Raw genomic sequence first — 19,295 nt, forward strand, 5'->3', positions numbered from 1 at the left:
TATGATTGCCGAACCTACCACCAATACGCTCGAAAGTTTATCAGAGCAGTTACAAGGCCTGAGCAACGTAGAAGCACTACGTAAACTGGCTGAATTGTTTCCGGGCGAGGTCGTTTTTTCGACCAGTCTGGGTTATGAAGATCAGGTCATTACCGACCTGATTCTGGCGAACGACATCCCAATCAGAATTTTCACACTCGATACGGGGCGGATGTTTTCAGAAACGTATTCGGTCTGGAAAAAAACCAACGACCGTTACGGTATTACTATCGAAACATATTTCCCGAAAGCCGATGCTGTTGAAAAACTGCTCACTACCAAAGGCCCGTACAGCATGTACGATTCCGTAGAAAATCGGAAAGAGTGCTGTTTCATCCGCAAGGTGGAACCCTTAAACCGGGCGTTGTCGGGCAATAAAATCTGGATAACGGGCATCCGCGCCGAACAATCGGCCAACCGGCAGGATATGACCCGGCTCGAATGGGACGAATCGCACAAGCTCTTTAAATTCCATCCATTATTGGACTGGACATTTGATGAAGTAAAACAATACGTTAAAGACAACCACGTACCATATAACCCACTTCATGATCGGGGATTTGTGAGTATCGGCTGTCAGCCCTGCACCCGCGCCATTCAGGAAGGCGAAGATTTCCGGGCCGGTCGCTGGTGGTGGGAAGACAACTCGAAAAAAGAATGCGGACTGCATACGCACGAGGAAGCGTTTAAGGCATAATGAGCGAAAGCGCAAAAGAGTGAAAGAGCGAAAAGGCTGGATCACTCTTTCGCGCTTTCGCGCTTTCACTCTTTAAAAAATGAAACTTGATTATTTAGATCAGCTCGAATCCGAAGCCATCCACATCATGCGGGAGGTAGCTGGCCAGTTTGAGCGGCCTGCCCTGCTGTTTTCGGGTGGAAAAGATTCTATTACGTTAGTACACCTGGCGCTGAAAGCGTTTCGGCCCGGTAAATTTCCGTTTCCGCTGGTGCACATCGATACAGGTCATAACTTTCAGGAAGCGCTCGATTTCCGGGATGACCTAGCTGAACGTATCGGTGAAAAACTCATCGTTCGCTACGTTGAAGATACCATTCGGGAAAAGAAATTAAAAGAACCAACCGGACGTAACGCCACTCGAAACGGTCTGCAAACCTTTACGTTGCTCGACGCCATTGAAGAGTTCGAGTTCGATGCCTGCATCGGGGGCGCACGTCGGGACGAGGAAAAAGCCCGCGCCAAAGAACGCGTTTTTTCGGTACGTGATGAGTTTGGCTCCTGGGACCCAAAACGCCAGCGCCCTGAACTCTGGAACCTTTATAACGGCCGGATTCACAAAGGAGAAAACGTGCGCGTATTCCCCATCTCGAACTGGACCGAACTCGATGTATGGAATTATATCCGACGCGAAAAGATTGCGTTACCCAGCATTTACTTCGCTCACGAACGCGAGTTACTGATCCGTGATGGAAAACTAATGGCTACGGCTGGCGGGGTCATTAAACCCGAACCAGACGATCAGCTCGTGACGCGCCGAGTTCGCTTCCGGACCGTTGGCGACATTTCCTGCACGGCCGCTTCCGAATCACAAGCTGATACGTTAGACGCCGTCATCGACGAAATTCAGGCAACGCGCATCTCTGAACGGGGCGAAACTCGCATGGATGATCAGTTGAGCGAAGCCGCCATGGAAGACCGTAAGAAAGGCGGGTATTTTTAATGAGTGAAAGAGCGAATGACCGGGCCGCCGGAGCGGTAAAAAGCGTTTTGCGCCAGCCACTCATTCGCTCTTTCACTCTTTCACTCATTAAAATGGACTTATTACGCTTTATAACCGCCGGTTCGGTTGACGACGGCAAAAGTACGCTCATCGGGCGGCTTCTTTACGATTCCAAATCCATTCTGGCCGACCAGCTCGAAGCTATCGAACGAGCCAGCAAAAGCCGCGACGACGGCGAAATTGATCTTGCTCTACTTACCGACGGGCTACGTTCCGAACGCGAACAGGGTATCACCATCGACGTAGCGTATCGCTATTTTCAGACGCCTAAGCGCAAGTTTATTATTGTCGATGCACCCGGCCACATTCAGTACACCCGAAACATGGTTACGGGGGCGTCGAACTGCCAGTTAGCTGTTGTTTTGGTCGACGCCCGTCATGGTGTAGCCGAACAGACACGGCGTCACTCGCTAATTGCGTCGCTCCTTGGGATTCCACACATTGTGGTGGCCGTCAACAAAATGGATCTGGTCGATTACTCACAGGACGTATTTTCGAACATCTGCATTCACTACGCCGAGTTGGCTAAAAAGCTGAATGCGCATCAGGTCACGTACATCCCGATGAGCGCCCTCAACGGCGACAACGTAGTGGATAGATCAACGACTATGCCCTGGTATGAGGGTCCAACGCTGTTGGAACACCTGGAAACTGTAGGCATTGACGACGATGCGGAGGGCAAAACCGAAGAACGTCATCCAGCACGTTTCCCGGTTCAGTACGTTATCCGTCCGCAAACCGCCGAGTTGCACGATTATCGGGGTTACGCAGGTAAAATCACTAGTGGTTTATTCCGTAAAGGTGACGCCATTACGGTGCTTCCTTCGGGCGAAACATCCACCATCAACGCTATTGAAATCGCGGAGGAACATCTGGATGAAGCCATTTCGCCGATGTCGGTGGTGTTGCATCTGGCTACAGACGTCGACATCAGTCGGGGTGATCTTATTGTCCGTTCCAACAGCCAGCCCGTCAGCACACAAACCGTTGACGCGATGCTTTGCTGGATGGATACGAAGGAATTCAAGGTGGGAAACAAGTACGTATTGCAGGTAGGTACGGCCCGCACCCGTTGTTCAGTAAGAGAAATAACGTATCAACTGAACGTCAATACGTACGAAGAAACGGAAGACGTAGAAAGTCTGAAACTGAACGATTTGGCGAAAGTAGTGCTACGTACCGCCCAACCCATCAGCTTCGACCCGTATCAAAAAAATCGGGCCACAGGCGGAGCCATCCTGATTGACGAAACCTCGAACGTAACGGTTGGTGCGCTGATGCTCGTAGGCGAAGCAGGATAGCTATTATCTATTTTCAAATAAAAAGCCCTGTCACATTTCAATACGTGGCAGGGCTTTTTGCGGTAGGCTCTGACAGCCAGAGCCTACCGTCAGTTACTTGATATACAACCATTTGTTATACAACGCCTTTTGCGCATCGGTGCGATTCGGTAGTGGTTCCAGTCTATAACTGGCTAGCGGATTCTGTGTCAACGTAACGGTGATTTCCCGGACAAACCCGGCCCGGTTTACCAACACGCTCAACTTATCCCCTACCCGGCGACCACTGATCAAACGCAGCAAGTCATCGCCCACGCGAATGCTGTCGACCGCCAAAATTTCATCGCCTACGTTTAGCCCATCAGTATAGGCTGCTGAACCGCGACGTACGCCGGTTATTGTAGCTTTTCCATTCGCTACAGTAGTTGCCGTTCCCAGAAAACCGTCCTGTGTTTTAGCCGCTACGTTCACCAGTTGGATTCCAACCGGCTCAAAATAAGCATTGTAATTGATCGGATCTGCCGTATTGACGGCGATATTGAAGAAATCGTCGAGCTTTTTCCCCGCCATCTGTTCGGCCGCTTTCCGAAATTCATCGTCGGTGAAACCTCGTTTCTGTTTTTTATAGTATTCGTTGTATAAAAACCGCATCAGGTCGTCCATGCTACGTTCCCCGTTGCTACCTGCCAGAATCGCCAGATTTAATAACGAACCCAATACGCTACCCTTACTGTAGTATGAAATAGTTGTGTTGGTGGAGTTTTCATTCGGTCGATAGCCTTTTATCCAGGCATCCCAACTCGATTCGGCAACTGATTGCACCCGCACACCGGGTTGATTTTCAATTCCTGTAATATCGTTGGCGACTATATTCAGATACGCTTCCGGCGTATGAAAACCGGCTCTACGTAGTATGTAATCTTCATAAAAAGACGTACAACCCTCTGACAGCCAGAGCATGTGCGTGTAATTCTCATTCTCGTAATCGAATGGACCAAGTGCGATGGGGCGAATCCGCTTTACATTCCAGAGGTGAAAATACTCATGCGCCACCAGCGTCAGGAAACCTTTGTAATTAGCTTCCGTCGCATAGGCGTTACGTGTGGTTTCGAGTGTAGTAGAGTTCAGGTGTTCCAGACCGCCCCCACCGGGTGGAATATGATGCACGATGAATGTATAATCGGTGCAGGGATGCTCGCCTATCACCGTTGCGGCTGTTTCGCAAACACGCTTATAATCAGCGGCTAAACGTTGCTGGTTATAAGCTACCTCGCCAAACATAGCTACTGTATGAGGAATGTTGGAAGCCGTAAACGTAAAGGTATCATGGTTACCAATCTCAATCGGCGAATCGACCAGAATATCAAAATCAGGAGCTTCGTACGTAAAATCGGTGGTTATGCCTACCTTTTCCGTAACCTGCTTTAGCCCAGTTGCCACTTTTTTCCAGTCTTTATACGGCTTAATGATCAGACGTAGCGGCTGATTCTTGAGAGCATCATGGTACATAAACGTACCGGCTGGCATTACGTAGCCGTGGTCGGCATCAATGAAGCACGTACGAACCGTTAAATCATTGGCATACAGTCGGTAACGTATCGTTACGTTATCGTCGCTTGTGTAGACGCGCCAGGCGTTTTTGCGAATTTTTTCGCTGGGAACCCTTTTATCGCTTGCCGATGCCGTAAAGGCTTCTACGTTTTTGGCGTATTCCCGAATGAGGTACGAACCCGGTGTCCAGACGGGCATTTTAATATCCAGATACCCGTTTTTCTTCGCATTGGTTGCTGTAGCCGCATTTTTCACCTGCATTTCCACCTCAAAATAGTGCGTCTGCGGCTCCGGCATTGACAAGATATACGTAACGCTGGGGGCTACTGCCGGAGGTGTTTCATCAGCGGGACGTAATGGGTCAGCAACTAAACTTTGCGACGTCAGAAATGTCCATAGAGTAAGTAAATACAGAAGCAGAACGTTTTTTTTCATACGGAAATCAGGAGTCCCTTCGTTTTTTGTCCAGATTTGACGAGGAAATTTGCCAATTTGTCGGCGAAACTACGACCTAAATTTGTTCAAAGCTCAACGTCTCATGTTCAAAGTTTCAAGTTCAAGGTCTAACATGCTTAGTGTCAGCCAACTTTAGATCTGAAACGTTGCATTCCAAAACCTGTAATTATGCCCCAATCAAAACCACAGCCGGATCGGCCCCAACAATCGCGAGTACATCCTAATCGATTGTTGTTTGTGCTGCTCTCCGGGCTGTTCCTGTCGCTTTCAGCAACTGCTCAACGCACACAAAGCAACGCCGAACCCGATTATCATTACCGGAACGGCCTCGAATTGTTTGAACGTAACAATTATGCCGCAGCACGGTACGAATTTCGGCAATACCTCGAACCCCGCCGGGGCGATGGAACGCAGACGCTCCTCAATACCAGCGACCAGAATGCCGTAGAAGCCGAATATTACATCGCCCTCACTAGTCTTTACATCGATGAACCCGGCGCCGAACTGCTGGTGGATCGCTTCGTAAAGAACCATACGGAGCATCCGAAAGCCGGGCAGTTGTATGGTGATTTAGGTACGTATTACTACAATCGGCAGGATTACACCAAAGCGATCGATTTTCTGGAAAAGGCTGTGGCGCAGGGCGGTAGCAGCAGTCAGCAACTCGCTTATAAATACCAACTGGCTATTGCCTATTACAATACGCAGGATTTACAGAAGGCATTGCCACTCCTCAACGCGGTGAAACTGGATACCAGTTCGCCCGATGCACCGGCCGCTTCGTACTACGCTGGCGTGATTAATTTCCGGAATCGTAACTACAACGAAGCGGTCGCCGATTTTCGACGTATCGAGAACAATCCGACGTATCAGAGTCAGGTGCCCAACTGGATTGCGCAGTCATTTTACAAGCAACGTCGGTTTGATGATTTACTGGCGTACACCGAGCCACTTCTGCGACGTAGCAACGGCAATGGTTTGAGCGAGGTAGCTCTGTTTACGGCCGAAGTATTTTATCAGCAAAATCAGTTTGCCAAAGCCATTCCGTATTATAAACAGTATGTCAACGTCAGTGGTACCAAAACACCCGGCGCGGTACGTTTCCGCTACGGGCAATCACTTTTCCGGACGGGTGCTTATCCAGATGCCATTACGCAGCTGAAGCCACTCGCCGGTGGCAAAGACACAACGGCTCAGTACGCAGCCTATACGCTCGGCGTCAGCTATTTGCAGACGCAGAATCCAACGTTCGCGCTCAACGCCTTCGATCAGGCCGGTCGGCTATCGTTCAATAAAGAAATTCAGGAAGAAGCAAAATTCACACACGCCAAGTTGCAGTTGGATCAAAATAACGGGGCTGACGCGGTGAAAGAATTGACCGCTTTTCTGAAGCAGTATCCCGATAGTAAGTTCGAAAATGAAGCTAACGAGCTGGTGGGCGAAGCGTATTATGCTTCGAACAATTATCCTGCGGCCATCGCTTACATTGAAGGACTCAAGAAACGAACTTCTAAAATCAACGCAACGTATCAACGGCTGACCTACAATCAGGGCGTCAATGATTTCAACGCTGAACGCTATCCGCAGGCGGTTGCCAATCTCGATAAATCGCTGAAATTTCCGGTCGATAACGAGCTTCAGGCGGCTGCTCAGTTCTGGAAAGCGGAGTCGTATTCAGCAGGGAAACAGTATGATACGTCCATTCCACTCTATGCCAGCGTCTCGAAAAGCGGGTCCAGTTTTGCAACCCGAAGTCTGTACGGACTGGGTTATGCGTATTACAACAAAAAGGAATACGCCCGCGCTCAGCCCTACTTCCGCGATTTCGTAACGCGAGGAGGCAACAGTCAGGAAGAGGACGTAGCAGAGCAGGTAAAAGATGCGACTATCCGGCTGGCCGATACGTATTTCGTGACCAAGCAGTACGAAAACGCTATGAAATATTACGATCAGGCCATTGCCCGAAATGCAGCTGATAAAGATTACGCAGCTTATCAGAAAGCGGTCATTCTGAGCTACGTTGGTCGCGATGCCGAAGCCAAAGCACAATTTGATCAGGTGCAACGGCAATATCCAAGCTCACGTTTCGTCGAAGAATCGCTATTTCAGACCGCCAATGTCGATTTTGAGAAAGGTAATTATCAGACGGCCATTCGGAATTTCACGAAGCTCATTCAGGAACGCCCCAACAGTCGGCTAATACCAGCGGCCCTCCTCAAACGGGCTGTTGCGTATGGAAACGTTCAGCAATACGACCCGGCCGTTGCTGATTACAAGCGGATTCTGGATAATTACGGCGATTCGGAACAGGCGCAGAGTGCATTGTTAGGCATCCAGAATACGTTGAACGACGCCGGTCGCCCGGAAGAGTTCTCGCAGGTTTTGGGGCAGTATAAGAAAAGCAATCCGGGTAGTACAGACATTGAGCGGGTCCAGTTTGATAACGCCAAAAACATTTACGCCAACGAGAAATACGCGCAGGCTATTCAGTCTTTTCAGGCGTTTATGCAGGAATACCCCAACAGCCCAAACACCAACGAAGCCCGGTACTATGTTGCCGAATCGTACCGCCAGACTGACGATCCAGGCAATGCGCTACGTTACTACAACCTGATTATTGCCGATCGACGCTCCGATTATCTGGTACGTGCTGCCACGCGGGCGGCTGAACTGGAGATCGCCCAAAAGAATTACCCTCGCGCTATCCGCAATTACCAGATCATGCAGGCTCAATCTAATGGCAAGGCTGAACAGGTAACGGCGCAACTGGGACTGATGGATACGTACTACGTTTACCCAAAACCCGATTCAGCAGCGGTAATAGCCCGCGAAGTTTTGACGGCTGGCAATGTAGTGCCAGGGGCTCAAAATCGGGCGCAGTTGATGCTGGGTAAGGTTGCTTTTGGCAAAGGCGATTACAAAACAGCCCAGACTGAGTTCGATAGAACGATTGCGCTGGCTAAAGACGTCAATGGCGCTGAAGCGTTGTATTATCTAGGCGACATTCAATACCGGCAGAAAAAGTACAAGGAGTCGATTGCTACGTTGCTGAAATTCAACCAGCAATTCAGCGATTTTGAGTACTGGAAAGGCAAAGCCTTCATGCTGGTATCCGACAATAACGTAGCGCAGGAAGAATTTGCGCAGGCAAAAGCCGTCCTGAATTCCATCATCGAAAACACATCCGACCAAACCATCATCGCCGAAGCCAAACAAAAGCTGGCGGCACTAGAAAATAAGTGATGAGTGATGAGTTGGCTTACGCACTCAATGATTGCTGGCGTAAGCCAACTTATCACCTATTGTTCATCACTCATCGCTACCAACACTTATGATCGTACGTCCCTTATTCATCCTTGGCTTTTGTTCGATTGCGACCGCGGTTTTGGCGCAGGAACCGAAACCAACCCGACCCGTTAAAGAAGGTGAGGTTGACAACCAGGAAATTACGGTTGAAAAAAGCCGTAAAATCGAGCTACAACCCGCCACCCGGATTTTCAACAAAATTCCGTCGGTGAAACCGTCGGCTGAACAGCGGAAGCTGACCTACGAATTTGAAGACCGTAAGCTGACCGTCGGCGACCCACGTATCACGCCGGGCGTACTGGCTCCGGCGGCCACTCAAGCTGAAGAAACTTCGTCGTTCAACAACTACGTAAAGCTCGGCGCAGGTAATTACAGCTCGTTTCTGGGCGAAGGTTTTGTGGGGCTAAACGCCATGTCGAACCTGTCGCTGGAGGCTTCTGCCCGACATCTGTCGTCGGCTATTGGTCCGGTCGATGGAAAAAACTCTGCGCAGAGCGATACGCGGTTTCGGGTTACTGGAAAATACCTGGCCGACGCCTTCAAACTTCAGGCCGATTTTGGTTATGACCGCAATGCCTATAATTTTTACGGATACAGTCGCGAGTATGCCGCCCTAGGCTTTTTCGATCCAAAGCAGCACCTGAATACCATTAATTTCAAACTTGGCATTGAAAATGCGAACAGCGAAAATGCCATCGATTATTCACTACGTACGGGTATCACAAACCTGAGCGACCGCTTCAATGCGTCCGAATTTGACTGGGGAACCAACCTGAACGCATCCATAGGTATTTCTGGCAGCGTTTTTGCACTTCTTGCGGCAGATGCATACGTAACACAACGTTCCGATGGTTCCATTGTCGACAACCGGAATTTGTTCCGGGTAAAGCCTACTTTCAAGTACACGTCGTCGATGTTTACGCTGACAGCGGGTATCAACGCAGTGAACCAGACCGATCAGCGTCAGAATATCAACGACACGCGGGCGTTTCCAGTGATTGATATTGATCTGGTTCCTGTCGGAAACGTACACATTTTCGCAGGCGTCGACGGCGACATTAACCGGAATACGCTACGTTCGTTACTGGGCGAAAATAAGTGGCTTGGGCAGCAGGTTGTCCTGGCCAATACGGTGAAGATGATCGACATTTATGGCGGTTCGAAAGGGGCATTGGGTGGCGGATTTTCGTACGAAGGCAAGGCATCGTATGCGCGGTATCGAAACTTTTCGACCTTCAACAACGCAATCCCCGATACTTCCAAGTTCGCGGTTTTGTATGATGGCGGCATTGCGAACGTATTGACTATTTCGGGCCAACTGGCGTATGCGCAGAAGGATAAGTTTCGGTCGACGTTGAAAGCCGACTTTTTCAATTATTCGCTCGAACGACTCGAAGAAGCCTGGGGACGTCCGCGCGTAGCTGCTACCTGGACCAACTCGTTTATTCTGGACAAGAAATTATTTATTACGGCTGACCTCTATTTTTATGAGGGAATTAAAAACAGAAATTTTGTTACGGCCAAAACCTATACGTTAAATCCAATTTATGACGCAAACGTAAAAATTGACTATTTCCTCGGTAAGCAGATTTCAGCTTTCGTTTCTCTGAACAATCTCTTTGGGCAGAATTATCAGCGATATTTGTATTATCAAAATCAAGGACTTAACTTTCTTGGCGGAATTAGTTATTCGTTCTAATCGGTCTATGATCTGTTTATGACTACTGTTAATGAATACCTAAAGAAATTACTTTATCAGTACGACTGCGTGGTGGTACCGGAGTTAGGGGCATTCCTGACGCACTATCAACCTGCTACGTTTACTGAAGCCAGTGGCCTATACCTGCCTCCTCGCAAGCGCATCGCGTTCAACGAGGCACTTCGGCTGGACGACGGCATTCTGGTAAATTTTATCATGCTTCATGAGTCCGTTGCCCGCGACGTAGCACAACGTCATGTTGCTACGTTCGTGAATGAAATGCATCAGCAAATCGATACGGGTGGCCGGTTCGAGATAGACAACATCGGAACGTTCACCAACAACGATGAGAAGCGACTGCAGTTTCATCCGAGCGTACGGCATAACTTTTTCGGCGAAGCCTATGGCATGGCCCCATTCTCAACGCAAAGAGCTACTAAAAAGCCTCTGGCCGAACCAGCTATCGATGCCGTACCGATCACAGCGCTGGGTCCGGTGTTGGTTCGCGACGAGGACGTAATACATACACCCCTGCAACCATCTATTCCGTACTGGCGAATTGCAGCTGCGGTATTGCTTATCGGCTCAGTGGGCGTGGTCAGTTATTTCTCCGTCATCAAGCCCGGACAGCCTTTCCAGAGTAGCTTAGACCCTTCCAAGCTGTTCCACAGTACGACAGCCTATTTCGATAAGCTAACGTCTAAAAATGAAACAGTTGAGCCAGAAGCGGCTAAGAAGATAACACCTTTATCAATTCCGGCTGAAGAAACAAAATCGGCTTTGGCAACCCCGCCACCTGCACCGGTAGTTGAAACGAAAGTAGCTCCTGTTATCATTAAACCAGTTGAGGTAGCAACAAAACCGGTTACGGTGGCATCGGCTCCAGCAGTCATCAAATCAGCACCGACTAATGCCAAGTCGGCTCCCGAAGTAGCAGTAAAATCAACTCCTGTTGCAGTTAAAACAGCGCCATCCGTTACCAAGGCAGCTCCGGTAGTCGTTAAATCGGCTCCAGTTGCTGCGAAACCAGTTGCCGTACCAAATTCAGCGCCAGTTGTTGTCAAGGCAGCTCCGGCAATAAAAACAACGCCAACTGTTGTAAAATCGGCTCCGGTAGTAGCCAAGTCTATGCCTGAAGCTGTTAAGCCAGTGGTGGCGCCAGTTAGCAAAAACGCTGTACCGATTCCGACGGCAGTTAACACGAAGCCGGCGGTTGCGGCTGCTCCCGTCAATAAACCGGCGGTTGTGAAAACAGCTCCGGTTGTGGCGGCAAAACCACGCCGTATTTATCCAAATTTTTTGGCCATCGCTGGCGTCTTCGTCAGTAAGCAGAACGCTTATCGACTGAAGTATCAGCTACGTCAGGCCGGTTATACCGACGCTTTCGTCATCAACCCGAGACGCGGACAGAAGCAATTGTATAAAGTATCGGCAATAGGCTCGAATGTACGCGAGGATGTACTTACTAAAATGCCTGAAATCAATGATTTAACAGGCGCCGAATCTTGGGTATTTGAAAATTTCTAATACATAGTGATCACCTATTCCCCGAAAGGCAGCTCCAATGAGTTGCCTTTTTTCTTTTCCCATCATCGTTCGTTTTTCACCCGAATAATTTCGGCGGCAATACTAACGGCAATCTCTTCGGGTGTCTGGCTATTGATAGCCATACCCACGGGTGCGTGAACCCACTGTAATTGTTCTTCGGCGATGCCTTCGTCTCTGTATTGTGTAAACATTTTTCCAATTTTAGCTTTGCTTCCCAGCAGACCAATATATCTGACTTGTTTGTTTAGTAAAGCACGTAACGCAACGTCGTCGGTTCGGAAACCGAACGTCATAATGACAACGTAATGATTCGAGCCGGACGGAATCAACTGGGCCAGTTCATCGTACTGTTTCACTACGATTTTTTCCTGAGCGGCCTCATTCAGCCCCATTGTGTGCAGATCAGGGCGGTCGTCGAAAACACGGACGTAGAAATCCATCTGGTTCATTAACCGCGAAAGCGCCAGCGCACAATGGCCGCCCCCCACAATAAAAAGTTGATTTTTGTAGCCCAAACGTTCCCAATAAAGCCACTCATCTTCCGATTCTCTCATGAACCGATACGTATCTTCGGGTAGTATATCGGCGGAGAACTGAATTCCGGAGGGCGATAATTCCAGCAAACCATTGTTACGTTGGACAAGACACTCGATGATGGCCTGAACAGAATCAGCTTCGGTTGGATGAACGTAGTAGAGCCAAACCGTCTGGTCGCCAGAGCAAATCATACCGCTCTGATTATGAGCTGCTTCTTTGTCATGGTATTGGGTACGTATCGAGGATTCATGTCTCGCTCCCTGCCGAAGTTTTTCTTTCGCCAGTTCCACCAGCTTGTATTCCATCATCCCCCCTCCTATCGACCCAGCCATTTGCCCAAGGCTATTCACCGCCATCAGAAAACCCTGCCGCCCGGGGCTGCTCCCGTTACTTTCCAGTACGTACAGCAGCATAACCGACAAGTGCTTTTGCAGGCTGTCATGAATTAACTGCCACGTAGCTAGCTGTTTGATCATTAGTAGAGAACGAAGTTCGGCCGTCGTATAAAGCCAGCAGTACTTTTTCGGGTGTCATTGGCGCATCGAAGGGAATACGAGCTGTTGGGTTAAATGCGAGGATGGCGTTACGTAGGGCAAAATACGCACCGATACCATACATCAGTGGTGGCTCTCCAACCGCTTTCGACCGAAAAATCGCCAGATTATCCTGCTCCGTTTTGAGCGCTTCGATGGCAATTTCATCAGGCACCGAATAAATATCAGGTACTTTATAAGTCGATAAGGCATTGGAACGTAGTCGGCCAGTCTTGTCGAAAATCACCTCTTCCATTGTCATCCAGCCAAGCCCTTGCACAATACCACCCTCGATCTGTCCCCGGTCGATGGCCGTGTTCATGCTGACGCCAAAATCATGCACAACTTTTATGTTATTGATTTCATAGATACCACGCAGACAATCGACTGTGGTTTCAACAATAGCAGTACCATACACATGATACGCAAACGGATGACCTTTTGCAGCTATAGGGTCGAAATGAATGCCGGGCGTAGCGTAATGCGCGTGTTCAGACAAGCTAACCCGTTTCGAAAAGGCAGCCATCAGCAATCGTTCCCAGTCCCAATCGGTTTTTTGATCGTTGACATAAACCCACTCGTCTTTTAACGTAATGGCTTCTACGTCCGTCTGCAACTCACCGGCGGCTACGGTTTTAAGACGTTTTACCAATTCGTCACAGGCGAGTTGTACGGCTCTACCGTTCAAATCGGCCGTTGCACTAGCAGCCGACGGCGACGTACTGGCAATGCGATACGTACTGGTCGTCAACAGTTTAACTCGTTCGCTACGTATCGACAGCACCTGAGCCGCTACCTGAAGCATTTTCGTGTTGACACCCTGCCCCATTTCTACCGCGCCCGTACTGACGTTCACGCTTCCGTCCGTATACAGATGCACGAGCGCCCGCGCCTGATTCATGCGCGTGTTCGTGAACGAAATACCAAAACAAACGGGCATCAAGGCCAACCCTTTTTTGCTCAGTCGATTCTCATTATTGAACGTAGCAATACGTTCCCGAATGGCATTCAACTCATATAACTCAGTGGTTTTATGCCAGCAGGCCGGAGCTTCACTCTCCGCTTTCTGCCCAAATGGAAATTCATCACCCGTTTGGATGAGATTTTTTTCCTGAATTACAGAGGCATCGATTCTTAGCGATTCGGCAGCTTTGGCAATGGCGGCTTCGATAACGAACATTCCCTGTGGCCCACCAAACCCCCGAAACGCGGTATTCGGCGGCAGGTGTGTGCGGCAACTATACGCCGTAGCCGATACGTTCGGAACGTAGTAACTATTGGTACAGTGAAACAACGTTCGTTCCAATACGGCCGGTGAAAGATCGGCAGCAGCACCCGCGTTCTGGTAGAACGTAGCTTCGTAAGCAATGATTTTCAGATCGTTGTCGAGTCCGATTTTGAAATCTGAGGAATATGGGTGTCGTTTGCCGGTCATGGCCATATCCTCCATCCGATGCAGTGAATACTTGACGGGCTTCTTAAGTACGTGAGCCGCCACCGCCACCAAAGCCGCCCACATATTAGCCTGATCTTCTTTACCACCAAAGCCGCCCCCCAATCGAATCACATCGACCTCAATCTGATGCATGGGTAGCCCCGACGACCGGCTAACGGCTCGCTGCACTGCCGTTGGTCCCTGCGTTGACGAATAGAGTTTAATGCCGTTGTTTTCCTGCGGGATGGCGTAGGCACCCTGTGTTTCAATGTAAAGATGTTCCTGCCCGTTAGTATCTGCGCAACCTTCGAAAATATGCATACACTGCGCCCAGGCCGTCGACGTATCACCAAGGCGAAAATGTTTGGGCGGGATAATCAATTCACCTAATGCTTGCGCTTCGCGTGGGTCGGTGATGACACGTAACGGCTCAATGTCGACGGTTATTTTTTTTACGGCAGCCCTCGCATCATCATCGGTTTCAGCCACCACGAAGGCAATCGGCATACCGACATAGTGAACGTGATGGTCGGCAAACAAAGGTTCGTCGGGGATGATGCCGCCAATCTGATTTTCGCCCGTTACGTCCTTATGGGTCAGAACGCGGACCACGCCGGGCATGGCTTCGGCATCTGCTACGTTCAGGTTTCGGATAACACCGTGCGCCATTGGCGAGCCAAATGCCACACCAAACAACGTCCCCTGTATCAGCGGAATATCGTCCAGATAGACCGACTCGCCCCGTACGTGTGTTCTGGAATCGATGTTTTTCATAGGGCCGATGGCGTAAGCAGTTGTTCAACGTTTAAACCCGGAAACAGTTTCAGAAAATGCGCTTTGATGAGTTGACTCAATAGCAAACGTTTATACGTTTCCGTACCGCGCGCGTCGCTGATGGGAGAAATCTCGGTCTGCGTTACGTTAATAGCGTCGATAACTAGCGACTCGGTCAGTTCTTTGCCAATCAGAAATTCTTCGGTTTTCTCCAATCGCTTCGGAATTGGCGCAACTCCACCAGCCGACAGGCAAATGTCTGTAATAATGTCTTCTTCTACAGTAATCCGAATTGCCGAATTTACACTGGCAATATCCAGATGCGTCCGTTTACTCACCTTCTCGAAATTGAACCGGGTAGCTGAATTAGGCAATGTAAAGCGAATCTGCTCCAGCACTTCGTCTGCTTGTTTATCGAGCGTTTTGTATCCTTTGTAAAATCGATGTAGTGGCACTTCCCGCGTTTGGCTACCATCGTTCAGAGCTAACGTAGCATCCAGTGCCAGAAAGAAAATAGTGAAATCGCCGATGGGCGACGCGTTCACAAAGTTCCCTCCGATAGTTGCCATGTTACGTATGGGTGTAGACGACACCAGCTTTGCATACGTCTTAAAATCAGGAAAATATGTCTGAATAACTACCGATTCTATTAAATCAGTCACGGTTGATGCAGCCTGTATTAAACACTCACGTCCCTCCTGGCGAATGCCTTTCAAATAGGGCTTATCGGATAGAAACTGAATGGAAGCATCTTTAATTTCGTCGTGTTTCTGCACGTATACATCAGTTCCTCCCCCAACGTACTGAACCGACAACGTACCGTTTTGATGTTCGCCATTCAAACGTAGCGAAAGGGTATGTAAACGCTCTGGTATGTGAGTAAAGTAATCGGGCAAGATGGATTGTTCCACCGCAAACTGCGCGGCTTCTTCACCGTTACATCCTTCCAACTGATTAGCCACACGCTCAGCAGCTCGCTCGATGGATTTGTAGCCTGTGCACCGGCAGATGTTTCCGTCGATGGCCGCAATGGCATTCTGTCGGGTTGGCGCTTTATCGCTGAGACAAAATCCGGCCAGTGACATCACAAAACCGGGTGTACAAAAACCGCACTGCGTCGCCGATTCATCGGTCATTGCCTGCTGCACCGGAGTCAGTACGTCCAGATTGATTCCTTCAATAGTAACAATGTGCTTGCCCGGCGCATTGCCCAGCGGCATCAGGCACGACGTAGCAGTTCGATAACGTACTGCTCCCTCACACAACTCGCCCACCAGCACAGTACAGGCTCCGCAATCGCCCTCACGGCAGCCAATTTTAGTGCCGGTCAGATGTTGATTGTAGCGTACAAAATCAAGCAACGTCGTGCCGGGTGGCAGCGATGTATTGATTTGTTTATTATTGAGAATGAAGGAGATCAAGGTACTGTTTGTAGTTTTCTGTTCCATTTTTTTGTCATGCTGATGAAGCCGGGCCCGCAACGGCGGGCCCGGCTTCATCAGCATGACAAAAAAAGCTTCTATTTCAAAACTGTAATCAGAAACAATCAATGGTCATTTAGCGGCATCCCGCGTCGCTGGAACTCTTTCCAGTTTAGGTATTCGTCGCCTTTACGTTGCTCAACCATCGTGATGCAACTATCGACAGGGCATATTAACTTACACAGATTGCAGCCAACACACTCATTTTCAATGATTGAATACGTATTATACGGCTTACCATATGTCAGGTTGATGGCCTGGTGAGACGTATCTTCGCAGGCGATGTAACACAATCCGCAGTGGATGCATTTGTTCTGGTCGATGTTGGCAACAATGTGGTAGTTGATATCCAGATCTTCCCAGTGTGTGATGGTCGGCACCGATTTACCGATGAAGTCATAAACCGTTTTAAACCCTTTCTCATCCATCCAGTTGTTAAGCCCATCGCAAAGATCTTCAATGATGCGGAATCCATGCGTCATCACGGCCGTACACACCTGCACCGACGTAGCACCCAGCAACATAAATTCAGCAGCATCTTTCCACGTACTAACTCCACCAATACCCGAAATCGGCACTCTCGATGTAACAGTGTCCTGAGCGATGGTCGTCAGCATTTTCAGGGCAATGGGCTTTACGGCTGGGCCGCAATAACCGCCATAAACCGACTTACCCGCTACGTAGGGATTGGGCACAAACGTATCTAAATCGACACCCGTTACCGACTGAATGGTATTAATTAGTGAAAGCGCATTGGTGCCACCTTCCACCGATGCCCGCCCCGTTGGTACAACCGAATGAACGTTGGGCGTCAGCTTCGTAATGACTGGTATCGTAGCCTTTTCCATAACCCATTCGACCACCATACGGGCAATGTCGGGATCTTGCCCAACGGCGGCCCCCATGCCGCGTTCGGTCATCCCGTGCGGGCAGCCAAAATTGAGTTCGAGGCCGTGCGCACCCGTATCCTCAACCTGAGCAATGAGTTCGTGCCATTTTTCACGGGAGTTATCGGCCATGAGCGATACTACCATTGCGCGATCGGGAAACAGACGTACGCACTCGGCGATTTCACGAAGATTAATGTCGAGTGGTCGGTCGGAGATGAGTTCGATGTTGTTGAGGCCCATCACCTTCGTGCCGTTATAATCAACCGCCGAATAGCGCGACGATACGTTCTTAACCTGTGAGCCCAGCGTTTTCCAGACAACGCCCCCCCAGCCCGCTTCGAAGGCACGTAGTACATTGTATTGCTTGTCGGTCGGTGGGGCACTCGCCAGCCAGAACGGGTTTGGCGATTTGATACCGAGAAAGTTTGTTGATAGATCAGCCATCTTTATAAAGAGTGAAAGAGCGAAAGAATGAAAGAGTGAATTGTAGATGCGAACTTTTCGCTTTTTCACTCTTTCGCTCTTTCGCTCTTTATAAATCCTAGTATCGCTTTTGCACCGTCTTTGCCGGCCTGAACGGCGTCGACGACTTCTTTGCCGCCGTTTACGCAGTCGCCACCGGCAAAGACGCCTTTGATGTTTGTCGAACAGTCGTCGTTGATGAGGAGCTTTCCTTTGGCGTGATCCAATCGGTTGCTGTTGACCAGTTCCTCGAATGGAATCTGTCCGGCTGCTTTGATCACCATGTCGACATCCAACGTAATGGTTTCGCCAGTTTCGACGGGCCATCGCCGACCACTGTTATCGGGCAAACCCAGTTCCATTACGTTGCAAATCAGTTGAGTTACTTTACCGTTTTCGCCCCTGATCTCTTTGGGGGAAGCCAGCCAGATAACACCACAGCCATCCAGTTTAGCCAGATTCAATTCTACCTCGGTGCTGGGCATTTCGGCCTGGGTACGTCGGTAAACAATCGTTACGTCTTTGGCTCCCAGGCGTTTGGCTTGGGTGGCCGCATCGATAGCCGTCATCCCAAGGCCAATAACCGCTACTCTATCACCAACGGGAATGGCTGGATAGCCTTTGGTACGTATGTCGTAAATAAACTCAATGGCGTCTTCTACACCCTCAAGATGTTCGCCCGGAATTTCCAGTTGCCGGGCCAGCCCCACACCGATGCCAAGAAAAACGGCATCGTATTCGGCCTGTAACTGCGATAATGTTACGTTACGTCCCAATTGCTGATCGTACTTAATGTTAATACCGCCCAGCGACGTAATGAAATTGACTTCGTCTTCGCAGAATTGGGGCGTCACTTTGTAAGCCGCAATACCATAGGTCATCAGGCCACCGCCTTTGCTTTCTTTTTCGAAAATCGTTACGTCGATTCCTTCGCGGCTCAGTACGTGTGCGCAACTCAGGCCCGCCGGACCAGCGCCTACCACGGCTACTTTTTTATTCACAACGGGTTTGCGTATAAACAGCGGCCACTGTTGCTCGATGGCTTTTTCGGTCGAATAACGTTGAAGTTTGGCAATAGGAATGGGCGGTTCATTCAGCAGATTGTATACGCAGGAGCCTTCGCACAATTTCTCGACCGGACAAACCTTCGAGCAGCCGCCACCCATGATGTTGGCATCCAGAATAGTATAGGCAGAACCCTTTACGTTATCGGTCGTAATCTGCTTGATAAACTTGGGGATATTAATGCTTGTCGGACAGCTTTTTATACAGGGAGCGTCGTAGCAAAACAGGCAACGATTGGCTTCTACCAAAGCTGCTTCGCGGGTGTCGAAAGGTGGATGAATATCACTGAAATTTTCCGCGTATTCGTCAGTTGATAATCGGTCGTTACGGATTGCCATAGGCAGGAAGCAGTAATGGAAATGAGACTGGATAACGCATCACGATACCTGTATCTTATTTGGCACGTCAAACATCATTCCAAATAAATATAAGCATTTAAGGGCATTAATCAATAGAAAAGCAAATTGCAAAAAAGGAAATTTTTCTTGTTTTGTTACCAC

General features: G+C 49.3%; 12 protein-coding genes. 6 read left to right on the plus strand and 6 right to left on the minus strand.

Annotated elements, in window-relative coordinates:
- The first annotated feature begins 1 nt into the window (after position 1).
- The 3 genes from IC229_RS27355 to IC229_RS27365 all read left to right on the plus strand — a co-directional run bounded on the left by IC229_RS27355 (position 2) and on the right by IC229_RS27365 (position 3,079).
- Complete coding sequence (locus IC229_RS27355; protein WP_190890925.1) at positions 2–736, plus strand: phosphoadenylyl-sulfate reductase; 735 nt, start codon at positions 2–4, stop codon at positions 734–736.
- Between the two features lie 79 nt (positions 737–815).
- Entirely contained in the window at positions 816–1,718 is a 903-nt protein-coding gene (gene cysD, locus IC229_RS27360) for a sulfate adenylyltransferase subunit CysD (protein WP_190890927.1), read from the plus strand.
- A 92-nt stretch (positions 1,719–1,810) separates the two neighbouring features.
- Complete coding sequence (locus tag IC229_RS27365; protein WP_190890928.1) at positions 1,811–3,079, plus strand: sulfate adenylyltransferase subunit 1; 1,269 nt, start codon at positions 1,811–1,813, stop codon at positions 3,077–3,079.
- A 93-nt stretch (positions 3,080–3,172) separates the two neighbouring features.
- On the opposite strand, the gene IC229_RS27370 is transcribed toward IC229_RS27365, so the two are convergent.
- Positions 3,173–5,044: a M61 family metallopeptidase gene (locus tag IC229_RS27370; protein WP_190890930.1), complete on the minus strand. Its 1,872-nt coding sequence runs from the start codon at positions 5,042–5,044 to the stop codon at positions 3,173–3,175.
- A gap of 189 nt (positions 5,045–5,233) precedes the next feature.
- Between IC229_RS27370 and IC229_RS27375 the strand changes: the two genes are divergently transcribed.
- From IC229_RS27375 to IC229_RS27385, 3 genes are all read left to right on the plus strand, one after another.
- Positions 5,234–8,308 (plus strand): tetratricopeptide repeat protein, encoded by a 3,075-nt coding sequence (locus IC229_RS27375; RefSeq protein ID WP_190890931.1) that lies wholly within the window; start codon positions 5,234–5,236, stop codon positions 8,306–8,308.
- A gap of 88 nt (positions 8,309–8,396) precedes the next feature.
- Entirely contained in the window at positions 8,397–10,070 is a 1,674-nt protein-coding gene (locus IC229_RS27380; RefSeq protein ID WP_190890933.1) for a TonB-dependent receptor, read from the plus strand.
- An 18-nt stretch (positions 10,071–10,088) separates the two neighbouring features.
- Complete coding sequence (locus IC229_RS27385; protein WP_190890935.1) at positions 10,089–11,597, plus strand: HU domain-containing protein; 1,509 nt, start codon at positions 10,089–10,091, stop codon at positions 11,595–11,597.
- A gap of 62 nt (positions 11,598–11,659) precedes the next feature.
- Here the strand turns inward: IC229_RS27385 and IC229_RS27390 are convergent, their stop codons facing one another.
- The 5 genes from IC229_RS27390 to IC229_RS27410 all read right to left on the minus strand — a co-directional run bounded on the left by IC229_RS27390 (position 11,660) and on the right by IC229_RS27410 (position 19,133).
- Positions 11,660–12,631, minus strand: coding sequence for an XdhC family protein (locus IC229_RS27390; protein WP_190890936.1), 972 nt, complete (start codon positions 12,629–12,631; stop codon positions 11,660–11,662).
- Positions 12,594–14,897 carry a molybdopterin cofactor-binding domain-containing protein gene (locus IC229_RS27395; protein ID WP_190890938.1) on the minus strand — a complete coding sequence of 768 codons (2,304 nt, stop codon included), beginning with the start codon at positions 14,895–14,897 and terminating at the stop codon, positions 12,594–12,596. The genes IC229_RS27390 and IC229_RS27395 overlap by 38 nt, the downstream gene beginning before the upstream one ends.
- Complete coding sequence (locus tag IC229_RS27400; RefSeq protein ID WP_223834221.1) at positions 14,894–16,345, minus strand: FAD binding domain-containing protein; 1,452 nt, start codon at positions 16,343–16,345, stop codon at positions 14,894–14,896. Before IC229_RS27400 ends, IC229_RS27395 begins: the two co-directional genes overlap by 4 nt.
- Positions 16,346–16,443: 98 nt before the next feature.
- Positions 16,444–17,712 carry an NAD-dependent dihydropyrimidine dehydrogenase subunit PreA gene (gene preA, locus IC229_RS27405; RefSeq protein WP_190890940.1) on the minus strand — a complete coding sequence of 423 codons (1,269 nt, stop codon included), beginning with the start codon at positions 17,710–17,712 and terminating at the stop codon, positions 16,444–16,446.
- Positions 17,713–17,777: 65 nt separating this feature from the next.
- Positions 17,778–19,133: an NAD(P)-dependent oxidoreductase gene (locus IC229_RS27410; RefSeq protein ID WP_190890941.1), complete on the minus strand. Its 1,356-nt coding sequence runs from the start codon at positions 19,131–19,133 to the stop codon at positions 17,778–17,780.
- Positions 19,134–19,295: the final 162 nt, after the last annotated feature.

The sequence above is a fragment of the Spirosoma profusum genome (assembly GCF_014699005.1).
Classification (GTDB): Bacteria; Bacteroidota; Bacteroidia; order Cytophagales; family Spirosomataceae; genus Spirosoma; species Spirosoma profusum.